The 14,008-nt window shown below is 57.6% G+C and carries 10 protein-coding genes and 3 pseudogenes; 9 read left to right on the top strand and 4 right to left on the bottom strand.

Annotated elements, in window-relative coordinates; all coding sequences use genetic code 11:
- Nucleotides 1-13: 13 nt before the first annotated feature.
- Nucleotides 14-748 (bottom strand): GvpL/GvpF family gas vesicle protein, encoded by a 735-nt coding sequence (locus tag RRF56_RS21120; protein WP_317035131.1) that lies wholly within the window; start codon nt 746-748, stop codon nt 14-16.
- 290 nt (nt 749-1,038) lie between these two features.
- Between RRF56_RS21120 and RRF56_RS21115 the strand changes: the two genes are divergently transcribed.
- Nucleotides 1,039-2,766 carry an ABC transporter substrate-binding protein gene (locus RRF56_RS21115; RefSeq protein ID WP_410510661.1) on the top strand — a complete coding sequence of 576 codons (1,728 nt, stop codon included), beginning with the start codon at nt 1,039-1,041 and terminating at the stop codon, nt 2,764-2,766.
- Between the two features lie 34 nt (nt 2,767-2,800).
- Here the strand turns inward: RRF56_RS21115 and RRF56_RS21110 are convergent, their stop codons facing one another.
- Both RRF56_RS21110 and RRF56_RS21105 read right to left on the bottom strand, forming a co-directional pair.
- Entirely contained in the window at nt 2,801-4,159 is a 1,359-nt protein-coding gene (locus RRF56_RS21110; RefSeq protein WP_410510660.1) for a glutamine synthetase family protein, read from the bottom strand.
- A 147-nt stretch (nt 4,160-4,306) separates the two neighbouring features.
- Nucleotides 4,307-4,450: pseudogene (locus RRF56_RS21105) on the bottom strand (tetratricopeptide repeat protein); the annotation flags it as partial.
- Between the two features lie 231 nt (nt 4,451-4,681).
- On the opposite strand from RRF56_RS21105, the gene gvpA reads away from it, so the two are divergent.
- From gvpA to RRF56_RS21075, 6 genes and pseudogenes are all read left to right on the top strand, one after another.
- Nucleotides 4,682-4,900: a gas vesicle structural protein GvpA gene (gene gvpA / locus RRF56_RS21100; RefSeq protein ID WP_193963479.1), complete on the top strand. Its 219-nt coding sequence runs from the start codon at nt 4,682-4,684 to the stop codon at nt 4,898-4,900.
- A gap of 301 nt (nt 4,901-5,201) precedes the next feature.
- Nucleotides 5,202-6,422, top strand: a complete 1,221-nt coding sequence (locus RRF56_RS21095; protein WP_317035128.1) for a hypothetical protein — start codon at nt 5,202-5,204, stop codon at nt 6,420-6,422.
- Nucleotides 6,419-7,348: pseudogene (gene gvpN / locus RRF56_RS26470) on the top strand (gas vesicle protein GvpN); the annotation flags it as partial. The gene RRF56_RS21095 and the pseudogene gvpN, both read left to right, overlap by 4 nt.
- Before the next feature lie 609 nt (nt 7,349-7,957).
- Nucleotides 7,958-8,302: a gas vesicle protein gene (locus RRF56_RS21085; RefSeq protein WP_410510659.1), complete on the top strand. Its 345-nt coding sequence runs from the start codon at nt 7,958-7,960 to the stop codon at nt 8,300-8,302.
- A gap of 9 nt (nt 8,303-8,311) precedes the next feature.
- Nucleotides 8,312-8,506 (top strand): hypothetical protein, encoded by a 195-nt coding sequence (locus RRF56_RS21080; RefSeq protein WP_317035125.1) that lies wholly within the window; start codon nt 8,312-8,314, stop codon nt 8,504-8,506.
- A gap of 54 nt (nt 8,507-8,560) precedes the next feature.
- Entirely contained in the window at nt 8,561-9,031 is a 471-nt protein-coding gene (locus RRF56_RS21075; protein ID WP_317035124.1) for a gas vesicle protein K, read from the top strand.
- A 40-nt stretch (nt 9,032-9,071) separates the two neighbouring features.
- On the opposite strand, the gene RRF56_RS21070 is transcribed toward RRF56_RS21075, so the two are convergent.
- Nucleotides 9,072-11,156 carry a serine/threonine-protein kinase gene (locus RRF56_RS21070; RefSeq protein ID WP_317038372.1) on the bottom strand — a complete coding sequence of 695 codons (2,085 nt, stop codon included), beginning with the start codon at nt 11,154-11,156 and terminating at the stop codon, nt 9,072-9,074.
- A gap of 375 nt (nt 11,157-11,531) precedes the next feature.
- On the opposite strand from RRF56_RS21070, the gene RRF56_RS21065 reads away from it, so the two are divergent.
- Nucleotides 11,532-12,728, top strand: a complete 1,197-nt coding sequence (locus RRF56_RS21065) for a Coenzyme F420 hydrogenase/dehydrogenase, beta subunit C-terminal domain (RefSeq protein ID WP_410510658.1) — start codon at nt 11,532-11,534, stop codon at nt 12,726-12,728.
- Between the two features lie 279 nt (nt 12,729-13,007).
- Nucleotides 13,008-13,507: pseudogene (locus RRF56_RS21060) on the top strand (hypothetical protein).
- The last annotated feature ends 501 nt before the right edge of the window (nt 13,508-14,008 follow it).

Genomic DNA, 14,008 nt, shown 5'->3' with positions numbered 1-14,008 from the left:
TTTGCACCGTCAATTAATTGAGCTGGGCGAAGTTGTAGGGGGCGGTAAAGTTGTTGTAGCGAATGCGCAGGCGATCGCCAAACCCGCTGTCGACAGCGGTCACAGCCTCACTAAATGCCGCCTCACTCTCCCAGGGAATCAGGTAAGCGGCGTTGTAAATCATCACATCTGTTTGCGGAGCGTTTTCTAGCACGTCTTTGGCAAGCGGCGTTAGGGCCTGGCGAAATTGGTCGACAATGCCCTGCTGGCGCTCCTCTAGGGCCGCCTCAATCTGTTGACCAATGAAAATCACCTGCTCCATGCCGAGCTGGGTGCCTTCGAGCTGGTCGCGCTGGGCCCGCAGGTCAGCGTTTTCAGCCATCATCAGTTCTAACTCCGTAGAAGGCTCCCACTGCACTTTAATACTCACCTCTCGGCAGCCGTCGAGGCGCTCAAAGAGCTGGGCTAGGTCGTCCGCGTGGGGGGCGACGAGGTCTTCTTGTACCTGTTCCCAGCTATCGACAATCAGCCCAAACTGGAGCGGTAGCAGGGTGCGATGGCCTTGCTCCATGGCGGCTTCTAGCACCTTTTCGTGGCCCAGCAGGTTTTTGCGGCTAGACAAATAGCGCTTTTGGCAAGCAACCGAGTACAAAAAGGTGAAGTCGCCCAGGTTGTGGGTCTGAACCACCTGGGCATCTAAGCCCTCAAGGGGCAGATTAGCTGGGCCAGGGGCCGGAAAAATACCATATAAATAATAGCGATCAGCCATAGGTCAGTCTCTAGAGAATCTCTTGGGGGATAGGTCTAGGGTGCCCCAAAGCCCTAGAACCTGCGACAGGGTCTGCGATCGCCCTAGAGTCAGTCCCGCCCCATCGATCCTGACCGCCGTAACGGACTAAAACCTGAGAATATCGATCGCGATCGGTAAATCGCTATAGTGTTTGAGGCATTGTCTGGGCGGGTAGGAGGGTAACAACCATGGCAACGGCACCGATCGCAAGCAACCATTGGCTCACCCTAGGGGATTGGCTCCGGCAGGGCAGGCGAGCCGTGGCCCTAATGCTGGCGCTGATTGTGACAGTGGCGATCGCAGGCTGTAACCCCAGCCGCTTTGCCCAAGCCAATGCCGATGTCCCTCGGCTGGTGCTGAGCGTGCTGAGCGACCCCAAAACCTTTAACCCCATTCTCAGTCAAGAGTCTCCCAATATTTTTGGGTTCACCTTTGAGGGGCTTACCACCACCGACGGCATTACCGGCGAAACTGTCCCCGCTCTGGCCGAAAGCTGGGATATTTCTGAAGATGGCACCATTTTGGTGTTTACCCTCCGGGAAGGGCTGCAATGGTCTGACGGCGAACCCCTCACCGTAGACGACGTCATTTTTACCTACGATGTGCTGTTTAACCCGGCCATTCCTACCAATAGCCGAGATGGGTTTCGGATTGGTACCGAGGGGCGCTTTCCTGAGATCAGCCGGCTCGACGATCGCCGGGTGCAGTTCACCCTACCCGAGCCCTTTGCCCCCATGCTGGGCAACACATCGCTCAATATTATTCCAGCCCACATTCTCCAACCGACGGTCGAGGGCAACGATGCCCAGGGCAACCCCCGGTTTCTCTCCACCTGGGGTACCGACACCCCACCCCGCCAGATCGTGGGCAATGGTCCCTTTCGGCTAGCGCAGTACGTGCCGGGGGAGCGGGTCATTTTTGAGCGCAACCCCTACTACTGGCAGCAAGACGATCAGGGCAACCCCCAACCCTACCTAGAACAAATTGTCTGGCAAATTGTAGGGTCTACAGATACAGCCTTTTTTCAGTTTCGCTCGGGTGGGCTCGATCTTGAGAGTGTGCAGCCCGACCTGTTCTCTCTGCTCAAACGCGAAGAAGAACGGGGCAACTTTACCATTTACAACGGTGGCCCTGGCATGGGCACCAATTTCTTTGCCTTTAACCTTAATCGGGCCAGCCGCAACGGTCAGCCTTTAGTAGATCCCGTGCGATCGGCCTGGTTTAACAATGTGGCTTTTCGCCAGGCGATCTCCTACGGTATCGATCGCGAAACCATGGTGAACAATATCTTTCAGGGGCTAGGGCAACCGCAGACCTCACCGATTTCGGTGCCCAGCCCCTTCTTTGCACCGCCAGAGATGGGCATTCGCACCTACGACTACAATCCTGACCAGGCCCGGGAGCTACTGTTGGGGGCTGGTTTTCAGTACAACCCAGCGGGCGAACTGCTCGATGCCGACGGTAACCGGGTCAGGTTTACGCTGATCACCAACGCCGGCAACAAAATTCGCGAATCCATTGGCTCCCAGATCAGAAACGATTTGGAGAAACTAGGTATCCGGGTCGATTTTCAGCCCCTGGCCTTTAACGCCCTAGTCGACCGTCTCACCGACAGCCTGGAGTGGGAAGCCCTGGTGCTGGGGCTGACCGGCGGCGTAGAGCCCAATGGTGGGGCCAACGTGTGGCTCCTCGACGGAGCACTCCACGCCTTTAACCAAAATGCTGGCCCCGGTCAAGACCCCCTGGAGGGGTGGCAGGCCGCCGATTGGGAACGCCGCATCGCTGAACTCTATGTTGAAGCCGCCCAAATCATCGACGACGAGCAGCGCTTTGAGTTGTATAAAGAAACCCAGGCTCTCACCCAGGAATACCTGCCGTTTATTTACCTGATCAACAACCTATCGCTCACCGCCGTGCGCAACCGGGTCCAAGGGGTGCAATACACCGCCCTCGGTGGCGCTCTGTGGAATGTCCATGAGCTATCGGTCGAAGACTAGCCGTGGCAAGAGTTCTGCCCAGCTCATTTGAGGGCTAGTAGCGATCGCACAGCAGATCGACCTCAGCCTCCAGGGTCATACCAGCCATAGCGGCCAGTTCTGCTCGACGCACCGCCAAGTGAGTCTGGGCCAGCGGCGCACCCAGGGCCTCTAACAAAAGGTCATCTTGCTCTAGAGCCGCCAGCGCTACGGTCAAAGACTGGGGCAGAGGGGCAATGCCGCGATCGCGCCTGTCTGCCTCTGACAGCGCCCCTGGGTCTACCTGCACGGGTGCAGGCAGAGCGTAGCCCTGAGCAATGCCGTCTAAGCCCGCTGCGATCGCACTTCCCAGCGCCAGGTAAGGATTAGCCGCCCCATCTACCGTCTTGAGTTCGAGATGGGTAGGGCTAGGCAAACCCCGATTGCTCGGAACCCGCAGAGCCACCTCCCGGTTATCCATCCCCCAGGCACAAAACGCCCCACTCCAGCAGTGGGGCCGCAGCCGCCGGTAGGAGTTAGGGCTAGGGGTGGTGATGGCCATCAGGGCAGGCAGGTGGTGCAGCAGCCCAGCAGCGAAAGCTTGGGCGATCGCAGATAGACCGCCCGAGCCATCGGGAATCAAGTTGCGATCGCCATCCCAAAGACTTAAGTGCAAATGGCAACCGCTACCTGCCTGGTGATCAAACAGTTTGGGCACAAAGGAGGCCACTAACCCATGCTGGTGCGCCACCGCCTTCACCGTTTCGCGGTAGACAATCTGCTGATCCGCCGCCGCCAACGCCTGGGTATAGCGCACCGAAATCTCATGCTGCCCCGGCCCCGACTCGGGATAGTACTGTTCTACAGCAATACCCTGGGCGGCCAGGGCATCAGCGATCGCCATCACCACCTTCTGGTGCTGATCCATCGCCAAGGTCGCCGCAAAGGGAGTCTGGTCAGTGGGCAGAAAACCCTCCTCCCCGCGCCGCAACAAATAAAATTCCGGCTCAAAAGCCGCCTGAACGGTGAGCCCTTGCGCTGCCGCCCGTTGTACCATCCGCTTGAGAAACTGACGCGAACACCAAGGCCAGGGCTGAGCATCTTTCACCATCTCCCCCAGCATTCGCGCCTGGCCAGGGGCATAGGGCAAACGCTGTAAAGTATCCCAGTCAGGCACCAGCCACACTTCTCCCACCGGCCCTAGACCACTGCCGGGAGCCACCGCATCGGCCACCACGGGAATAGCCTGCTGCGCCGCCGATAGCCCAACCCCGCAGGTACCCTCGTCCAGTTGGCGGGCGAGCGCGTCGAGATGGATAGCCTTACCGCGAATTATGTTGCCGTTGTCACACCACACCACCCGCACAAAGCGAATGTTGTCTTCCCGCAGCTGAGTCAGTATCGCCCTAGAGTCTGGGGTGGGGGAAATGGCCATCATCACTGCGATCATTAGGGGGATTGGCGGCTTTGAAACCCCATAATAGTGGCTAGCTAACTCATTGACAGCCCTGGGTCAGCCCACTTTTCGCTCACCCATCATCGATCAGCACAGCACCCTAGGCCATGTAGTCAAGGCTTAACCTCAGCTCAGCCGGGCCGTGCACTCTAAAAGCAGCCGCTGGTTCGTCAACGCATAGGGCTGCACTACTAACGCCCGACGAAATGCCTGAATCGCCTCCTGATACTGACTTAACGCGGCGTAGCACAGCCCCAGCCCGTGCAGTGCCCTTCAGCCCCAAGTCGCCAATCGCACATACCGCAAGTAACAATACATAAACTAATTTTTTCTAAATTGTGAGCGGTCTGAACCAAATGGGCAGACTACAAATGTGCAAGGAATAAGCCCTACGCGCTGAGTCTGTTTCTACCGCCCCTTTGCAGTAGCAGCTAGATGCACTAAAGCAAATCTTCCTTGTAGTTTCATTGAACACATCAAATGTTTTAGGGGTTCAAAACCATGGCTGTTGAAAAAGTAAACTCTTCCTCTAGCTTGGCTGAAGTTGTCGATCGCATTTTGGACAAAGGCATCGTTGTTGATGCTTGGGTCCGTGTTTCTCTAGTCGGTATTGAGCTGCTGGCCATTGAAGCTCGTATCGTGATTGCCTCCGTCGATACCTACCTCAAGTACGCCGAAGCCGTTGGCCTGACCGCTCAAGCCGCTGTACCCGCTGCCTAATCGAGCTACCGCTCTTCTCACTTCATGGGGCAAGCAAGCTGCTGAGCTAAATCCAGTAGTTGCCTGCCCCATAAACCCATAAAATCATTATTTATCATCTTCATTTGCGGCAAATCTGTCGTTGGCAAGTTCCAAAACAGCGCCCCAAAATTACGCCAAGTCACTCATACAATCTGATTTCAAGAGTCTGGCAAACTTTTCTCTGCTGGCGCTATTCCTCCCCTTGCCACCCCCAAAGCCTCCGCCAATTCACCACATCCATCTGCACCAAAATTTCATTTGCACAAGGGAGAGCAGTCCTGTGACAGCACTTTATGACCAGTGGCAAGCCGCACGACAACTGCGCCAGGGTGAGGTAGTTAACCGGCGCGATCAGGTCTCTGCCGACCTCGAGCGCTGGCAGGCCGACCGACTCACCCATGCTGTACAACTGCGCCAAGATCTCAATCAACTGATGGCCGATCTGCGCAGCAACACCGCCCTGTGGCTGGCCGAAACCACCGCAGACCGCGAAGCCCAAATTTTGCCTCGACAGCTGGCCCGCCAAGACTATGTTCAGCAGCTCCAGGCCGATGCCGATGTGCTGCTGGCCAGCTACCAAGCCGATCGCGCAATTAGCGCCGCCGAAGTTCGCCAAAAGCTCGAATACGATTGCCAGGTGCTTCAGGCGAAAGTCAGCGAGCTGCGCCTAGAGATTGCCCAAGAGCTGCGCCAAGTGCAGCAACAAGTAGCCAACATCCAAGCCCAGACGGCGGTTAAGCTAGCGGGCTACCGCCAAGATCAAGCTATGGTCAGAGCCAACCTTCTGCCCTCGCTGACCGCCTACGTCGAAGATCTTCAGGTCCAGGTGCAGGCGACGCTCAAGGATTTGACCACCGTGCGTCAACAGGCAGCCGTGGTCAATCAAGCACAGCGCCAGAGCGATCGCCAAGCCTTGACCGCCTCCGTAGATGCCATGTTCGATGAGCTGGCCGACTTTCGCCACCAGCTCCAGGCTCAGCGATCGCACCTCTCTCACCTCGTCTGGGGTGGGGCCACCGTAACGCAACCCGCCGCCACCCGGCCCGTAGCCACCCGGCCTGCTGTCACCTCGCCGCCCGCCCGGGCCACCGTTCAGCCCAGGCCGATAGCAGCCGCAAAACCAGCCCCAGCCGCAACGGCCAAACCTGCGCCCTCCAAGGCACTAGCTTCCCGTCCTACCCCAGTGAAGGATGCCCCAGTCGCAGCAGCGGTAGCCCGCTCTACGCCGGTGGCCACTGTCATGGCTCCGGTGGCTCCAGCCGCTCCAGAGGCTCCGGCAACAGTAGCCGTTGCTCCAGACCCTTCTACCGAAGTTTCTTCCGTAGAAGAGGTAGTGTACAACTACCTGCACCTCGCCCAAGGTGCCCGCCTCAGCGAACTTGAGACAGAACTAAGCATCAACCGGTTTCAGGCCGTGGATGCGCTGCGATCGCTGATTCAAAAAGACCTCGTCGTCAAACAAGACCGTACCTATCTCGTGCAAGAGGAAGCCGTTCTGTGAACACTGTTCTACAAGCCCGCCCCCGCAACTTCGTCTCTACCCCCACCCTGGAGCGAACCACCCTCAGAGCCCTACGGTACCTGCAATCGGGATACTCTATCCACCTCAAAGGCCCCGCTGGCACCGGCAAAACCACTTTGGCCCTGCACCTGGCTGACCTGCTGGCCCGCCCGATCATGCTGCTGTTTGGTGATGACGAGTTTAAAACCTCAGACCTAATCGGTAACCAGTCGGGCTATACCCGCAAGAAAGTTGTAGACAACTACATTCACAGTGTTGTGAAAGTAGAAGACGAGCTGCGCCACAACTGGATCGACTCGCGCCTCACCCTGGCCTGCCGCGAAGGCTTCACCATGGTGTACGACGAGTTCAACCGCTCGCGCCCCGAGGTCAACAACGTGCTGCTGTCGGCCCTCGAAGAAAAGCTGCTGGTGCTGCCGCCCAGCAACAACCGGGCCGAATACATCCGCGTCAGCCCCCACTTCCGCGCCATTCTCACCTCTAACCCCGAAGAATACTGCGGCGTTCACGGCACCCAAGACGCCCTGCAAGACCGCCTGATCACCATCAACATGCCCGAGCCAGATGAACTGGCCCAGCAGCAGATCTTGGTGCAGAAGGTGGGCATCGACGGCTCTGCCGCCCTGCAAATTGTGCAGTTGGTCAAAGCATTTCAGGCCGCCGCCGCGCCAGACATGGTCTCTAGCCTGCGCCCCAGCCTGATGATCGCCACCATCTGCCACGACCACGGCATTTTGCCCCTGGCCGAAAACGCCGACTTCCGCGACCTGTGCAGCGACATTCTACTGGCCCGCTCTAAAGAGCCCTCTCCCGACGCCACCCGCCACCTGTGGAACCTGTTTAACCGCTTTGTGGTGTCGCAGGCAGAGCTGGTCAACGACCTCACCCTCAAGTCTGAGCCTCAGCCTGCGGCCCGCCTCCACGGCGAAGAAGAGGAAGACACCGTACCCGCTGCCCCTTTAGACGACATTGCACCCCCAGCGCTAACGTCAATCGATGAGGAGAGCCTGACGCCCTCTGTAGCAGAGCCTCAGATAATGGCCGTTGCCCCAGCAGTAGCCGATCAGCCATCAGCTGTTGAAGAGCGCAGCCCAGAGATTGCGGCTGAAGTTGCAGCTGTTGACGAACCCAGCCCAGAGATTACATCTGAGGTTGCGGCTGTTGAAGAACCTAGCCCAGAGATTGCGGCTGAAGTTGCGGCTGTTGAAGAACCTAGCCCAGAGATTGCGGCTGAAGTTGCGACCATAGCCAGCCCTGCGGCTGAAACCAGTCTCAGCGACGACGTCGAAACCCGCATTTTTGATTATTTAGATGCCACAGGTACCGTTTCTCTGGTTAAGATCGAGACCGCCCTGGGGTTAAATCGCTTTCAGGTGGTCAACGCCCTCAAATCAATGCTCGATCAGGGTCTGGTAGAAAAGCAGGAAACTGATGGCCAGCTACAGGGCTACCAACTGAGTTCTCACTGAAGGTAATCTACTGTGTCTACTTCCACCGCCCCCTCCCGCCCCCAAATGGGACGTAGCATGGCCACCGCTACCCAGGGATCTTCTCTGGTAGATGTGATTGAGCGAGTACTCGATAAAGGCATCGTAATTGCCGGCGATATCTCAGTTTCCGTAGGCTCCACCGAGCTGCTGAGCATTCGCATTCGCCTGATCATCTCCTCGGTAGACAAAGCCCGCGAGATCGGCATCAACTGGTGGGAGAGCGACCCCTACCTGAGCAGCCGCACCAACGAGCTGCTAGAGGCCAATCAACAGCTCCAGGCCCGCCTCGAAACCATGGAGGCTGAACTCAAAGCGCTGCGTTCGGCCGCACCCACAAGCGAGTCTGTCCATTCCACTTTGATGACGTAAAAAATCCCGATGCTGACAATCCGCACGCTGCGCCAAATCGCTACCAGCCGTACGATCCCCAGCTTTCGATCGGCACCTAGCCGTGGGCAGGGCTATGGCCAACGGCTGGCTGACTCAGGCCGCATGGGCCACCACCAAAGCCGCGCCCAAGCTGAAGAGGTGCGTCGCCAGTGGCTTCAGCAGCAGTGGCAAAATCGGCCTTAATTAGGCCAAATCGGCATTTTATAGAGATGCAGAGAGATGCACTAGACTGTGGCTATGACTTCTGAACATGTCGAGCCAGATCTATTGCCCAGCCTAGCGCTACAGCCTGCCGCCAAAACTGATGCGGGCTTAGCACCTCTGTTGCTCACCGTCATTGAGTTGGTACGCCAGCTAATGGAAGCCCAGGTGATTCGCCGCATGGAGTCTGGCGACCTCAACGACGACGACCTGGAACGGGCCGCCGATAGCCTGCGCAAGCTGGAAGAGCAGGTGGTGGCGATGTGTGAGATTTTCGATGTAGACCCGGCTGACCTCAACATTGATTTGGGAGAAATTGGCACGCTGCTACCCAAGGAAGGCAGCTACTACCCCGGCGCACACAACCCCAACCCCACCATTCTAGAATTGCTCGATCGCCTGCTAGATACAGGGGTTGTAGTCGAAGGTGATGTCGATTTGGGTATGGCCCAGCTCAACTTGATCCATGCCAAGCTGCGCCTAGTGCTCACCTCTAAACCCATCTAAGCTAAATTTTGTAGGTTAGCCTAACCCACCCAAACGCAGCCTAACTCTGTCGCTGCCATAGCTTGATGGTTTTGTCGGCACTGGCGCTAGCCAAGATCTTGCCGCCCATCTGCACCGCCACCTGGTGGACGGGGTTGACGTGGGCAGACAGCGTTGCTTGCAGAATCCCAGTCTGGCTACTCCAGAGGCGCAAGGTGCCGTCACTGCTACCACTGACCACCCGTCTACCATCGGGGAAAAAAGCCACACTATTGACCTCCTGGGTGTGCCCCTGAAGCGTGTGTATCAGGGTACCCGTGACTAAATCCCACAGGCGCACGGTGCGATCTTTGCTGGCGCTGGCAATTAGGCGTCCGTCAGGGCTAACGGCTACTTGGTTAACGGTGTTGGTGTGGCCCGTGAGCACCGCTAGGGTGGTGGCAGTTTGTATATCCCATAGGCGCACGGTGTTGTCGAGACCGCCGCTAATCAGCTGCTGGTCTGCTGAGGCCAGGGCTACGGTTTTGAGCATGCCTGCAGAACCCGGCAAGGTTTTAAGCAGCGTACCCTGGGCAATATTCCACAGTTTGAGAGTGCCGTCTTCGCTGGCACTAGCCAATAGGGTGCCACTGCGGCTGAGGGCGATCGCAGTCACATCCCGCATATGCCCCTTGAGCGTATGCCGCAGAGTAGCGTCACCCAGGTGCCACACTTTGATGGTGGCATCATCCCCACAGCTCACGACCCAGTGACCGCGCGGATCGATCGCGACATCATTGACGCCGCGAGCGTGGCCTTTGAGCGAGTGCAACAGATCGCCCGTCTGCCAATTCCAAATCCGCAAGGTATCGTCAAGACTACCGCTCACCAGCACGGGCTGCTTGGGGTTAAAGGCCGCAGTGGTAACCCACGACTGATGACCAGCCAGGGTTTTCACCAGTTGCCAGCGGCTGCCCGCAGGTCCAGAGCTAGGAGGCCTTGAGTTGGCAGGCTTGCCAGTGGGGGGAATTGGGATGGATGAAAGTGGCCGGGCGGTATTGGATGAACCCGAAACAGGCCCTGAACTAGACCTCGAAACAGGCCCTGAAACCTCTTGGGAGTCTGGCAAAGCTGTAACAGGCATCACGAGGCCAGCGCTATTGCCTGGGCCGCTGAGAGGGGGGCGATCGATGCCCGCAAATAGGCTTTGATTAGATGGATCAGACGGGTCAGACTGGGTCGAGATCCAGCCCGGCACTGCGCCCTCTAGCTTAGGCAATCGTCGCAGGTCGTCTAGTACGTCTTGGGCGGTCTGATAACGTTCGCTAACCAGGTCTTTGGTCATGCTATTCAGCACCGCCGCCAGACCCGGGTGAATGGTGCGGCCCTGCTTTTGTAGGTGCTCTTGCCACAGCCAGCGACCTTCTAGGGGGCTGTAGAGGTCTTCGGGCTTGCAGCCAGTCAGCAGGTGTAGGCAGGTAGCCCCCAGGCTGTAGATATCGCTGGAAGGATAGGCCTGGCCGCTGCGCAGCTGCTCAATCGGGGCGTAGCCTTCGGTACCAATGCGGGTGCCCTGCTCGTAGCGAATCGCTTCGCTAAACTGTTTGGCCACGCCAAAGTCAATTAGCACCGGCTTTTGGTCAACCTGGCGGCGAATGATGTTCGACGGGGTAATATCTCGATGAATGACGCCATGCTCATGGATAAAGTGCAGCACCGGCAGCAAATCTTCTAGCAGCTGGCGCAGGCTACCTTCGCTGTAGGCGGCTTGGGCCGAGATTTCTTGGTGTAGGGTGCGCCCCTGCACCATTTGCTGCACCAGATAGAGGTACTTGTTCTGCTCAAAATAGGCCAGCAGGGTCGGAATCTGCGGATGTTCACCGAGTTCGTGGAGCCGCACAGCCTCCTGCTCAAACAGCTGCACCGCTTTCAAGAACGACTTAGTGCCCTGGGTTTGGGGGGCAAACTGTTTGATCACGCAGCGACTGTTGAGGCGATCGGCGTCGAGGGCAAAGTAGGTGCGCCCAAAGCCACCCCGGCCAATGAGTTTTAGCGGGCGATAGCGGCCTCTTAGACGACGCTCTAAGGCGTTGCCGCAGGTAGGACAAACGGCGGCCAGGGTAGTGTGATTAGGCTGAGTACAGTGAGGGTTGAGGCAGCAGATCATCACAGCGATAAACCCAGGAACGCAGAGGCATAGTTTTTGCTTATGCTTACTTCCATTTAACCTGCAATCGGGCGGAGAGGGGGATTTTACCCCCTGAGCCAAGGGCGGGGATTCGTGGATTCACGTAGGGATGGCCAGGAGGAAGGGACGCAATTTCAAGGCCTTCTAAGAAGGAAAAGCCAGAGGCGCGGCGAGAATTAGGGCCGATCGCAGCCTAGATCGCCTATTCAGCTTGGGCCGATAGGTCTTCTCAGCCCAACTCAGCCCTAGGGCGATCGCTATATTTCGTAACAATTGGGGCGATCGCGCCAATCGGCCCAAACCCGTGCGGTATGGTGAATGACAGTCGTTATTGCCAACCCCACCCCTGCTCCTATGACCCTGGCCCAGCCTCCCCACAACAAAGCCAAAGCCCTGCGCCCTGGGGCCACCCGCCCCGCCAAAGAGCTCTGTAGCGAGTGCGGCTTTTGCGATACCTACTACATCCACTACGTCAAAGAGGCCTGTGCCTTTCTCAATCAGCAGTTTCCCACCCTAGAGCAGCAGACCCACGGGCGCAGCCGCGACCTAGAGGCAGAGGATGACGTTTATTTCGGCGTCCACCAGGACATGATGGCCGCCCGCAAGCAGCAGCCGATTGAGGGCGCTCAGTGGACCGGCATTGTCAGCACGATCGCGATCGAAATGCTGACCCAAGGGTTGGTCGAAGGGGTGGTGTGCGTTCAAAATACCGAGAGCGATCGCTTTCAGCCCCAGCCCGTGCTGGCCACCACCCCCGAGGAGATTTTGGCGGCGCGGGTTAACAAGCCCACCCTATCGCCCAACCTGTCGGTGCTAGAGCAAGTCGAGCAGTCGGGCATGAAGCGGCTGCTGGTGATTGGCGTCGGCTGCCAGATCCAGGCGCTGCGAGCGATCGAAAAACAGCTCGGCCTAGAGCAGCTCTACGTGCTGGGTACCCCCTGCGTCGATAACGTCAGCCGGGCTGGCCTGCAAAAGTTTCTCGAAACCACCAGCCGATCGCCCGATACGGTGGTGCACTACGAGTTTATGCAAGACTTTCGGGTGCACTTCAAGCATTCCGACGGCTCCACCGAAACCGTGCCCTTCTTTGGCCTTAAAACCAACCAGCTCAAAGATGTGTTTGCCCCCTCCTGCATGAGCTGCTTTGACTATGTGAATGGGCTAGCCGACCTGGTAGTGGGCTACATGGGTGCCCCCTTTGGCTGGCAGTGGATTGTGGTGCGCAACGATCGCGGCCAAGCCATGCTAGATACAGTCATGGATCAACTCGATACCCAGCCGGTGATGTCTGAGGGCGATCGCAAAGCCGCCGTGCAGCAGAGCATTCCCGCCTACGACAAGGCGGTGACGCTGCCCATGTGGGCCGCCAAACTGATGGGCGTGGTGATCGAGCGCATCGGCCCCAAGGGTCTAGAGTACGCCCGCTTTTCCATCGACTCCCACTTCACCCGCAACTACCTCTACGTCAAGCGCAACTATCCGCAAAAGCTCGCCGCCCATGTGCCTGAGTTTGCCAAGCGCATTGTCAGCCAATACAAGCTGCCGGAATAGCGCCAGTTGAGACCCCAGGGTTCTTCTATGGGTAGCCAGGGCTTTTTATCCTGCTCAGAAGAACCCTGGGGTCTTTGGTACCGCACAGCTTGTCTAAATGGGGAACTACCTTGAATGGGCGTGCCCGTCTGAGGCCAACCCTCTGTAGATGGTTTGAGCCATTCGCCCTAGCATTCTATTCCTGGGCGGTCTGCGCCATGAACCAGGGTTTGTGCCATCGGGGAACGGGCCACCCGGCCAACGCTCTATAATGAGGGCCAAACATTTTCCCCAGCTCCTATGGCCAAATTTGACGCGGTTCAGCTTACAGAGGTTTCCGTCAGCCTACCTTGGGGGATGGCTCCGCCAAATGGCAGCCCGACACCACCGAGCGCGCTGCCGCCTGGGAACTCTACATCGAACTCGTCACCCGCGTAGCCGTGCAACCCCTCGATGCCAACGCCGGACTGGTGCGAGAAGCCCTCAACTCGCTCTACAGCCTGTTTGGCTCTACCCGCGAGATTTTACGTACTGCTGGCCCTCGGGTCGGGGCCTCTAAAGAGTCAGTGGGCGGCATTGCGATCGCTGTCCTCAACCACGGCCTGCGCCCCTTTCTCTCTAAATGGCATCCCATTTTGCAAGAGTGGGAGGCCCAAAAGCCCCAGGGCGTCAGCGCTGTCGCCCACGAAAAGGGCTGGGAACTCGAACCTACTCTCCGTCAAGACCTCAGCGATCTGAGAACCGGCCTAGAGGCCTACGCCCATGCCCTGGCTAGCATTGCGGGCATAGATACTGATTGATTGCCCCGTCACAATCTGGTTTATAAAGTCTACGTAGTTAGACCACTATCTACGGAAAAAGATTATGCAAACTCGATTAAGTCTCGAAAAAATACTCAGTACACAATATGAAGTTCTCACTAAGATAGAGGCCAAAGGTACAGGTTCAGAGGTCATTTTGAGCATTTCCAGGAATAATGGGGAGAAAATCGAGTTTGTAACCCGCGATCGCCCTGTAAATCAGGCAACTGTCAGCCAGTGATCGCTCAGATACAATATCTGGGTATTTTGTAGGTAAACGTTGGTCAGCTTCCGTAGAAGCACCGTTAGCGTTTACGCGCCTTGGCTTGAGGGCTATGGAAGACCCCCTTGCCCTAACGCCAGTCAAAGGCACCCCCACCCGGCGTCTACCCCTTTAAATTTCTACGCTATCTGCCGTCCCCCCTGTTGTGAGGCTACTGCCTCCTAAATCGGTCTTACCCCACGCGAGTTTCAGGTTTTGTTGTTTGGCACATCGGTCTT

The organism is Nodosilinea sp. E11 (genome assembly GCF_032813545.1).
In the GTDB taxonomy this organism is placed as follows: Bacteria; Cyanobacteriota; Cyanobacteriia; order Phormidesmidales; family Phormidesmidaceae; genus Nodosilinea.
The sequence above is the reverse complement of the archived record's forward strand: the minus strand, read 5'-3'. Positions and strand labels throughout refer to the sequence as shown.

Coding starts and splice junctions, on each gene's coding strand:
- RRF56_RS21085 (WP_410510659.1), top strand. CDS start 7,958: ATGGGACGTAGCATGGCCACCGCTACCCAGGGATCTTCTCTGGTAGAT.
- RRF56_RS21080 (WP_317035125.1), top strand. CDS start 8,312: ATGCTGACAATCCGCACGCTGCGCCAAATCGCTACCAGCCGTACGATC.
- RRF56_RS21120 (WP_317035131.1), bottom strand. CDS start 748: ATGGCTGATCGCTATTATTTATATGGTATTTTTCCGGCCCCTGGCCCA.
- RRF56_RS21115 (WP_410510661.1), top strand. CDS start 1,039: ATGCTGGCGCTGATTGTGACAGTGGCGATCGCAGGCTGTAACCCCAGC.
- RRF56_RS21075 (WP_317035124.1), top strand. CDS start 8,561: ATGACTTCTGAACATGTCGAGCCAGATCTATTGCCCAGCCTAGCGCTA.
- RRF56_RS21110 (WP_410510660.1), bottom strand. CDS start 4,159: ATGGCCATTTCCCCCACCCCAGACTCTAGGGCGATACTGACTCAGCTG.
- RRF56_RS21065 (WP_410510658.1), top strand. CDS start 11,532: ATGACCCTGGCCCAGCCTCCCCACAACAAAGCCAAAGCCCTGCGCCCT.
- RRF56_RS21070 (WP_317038372.1), bottom strand. CDS start 11,156: ATGATCTGCTGCCTCAACCCTCACTGTACTCAGCCTAATCACACTACC.
- gvpA (WP_193963479.1), top strand. CDS start 4,682: ATGGCTGTTGAAAAAGTAAACTCTTCCTCTAGCTTGGCTGAAGTTGTC.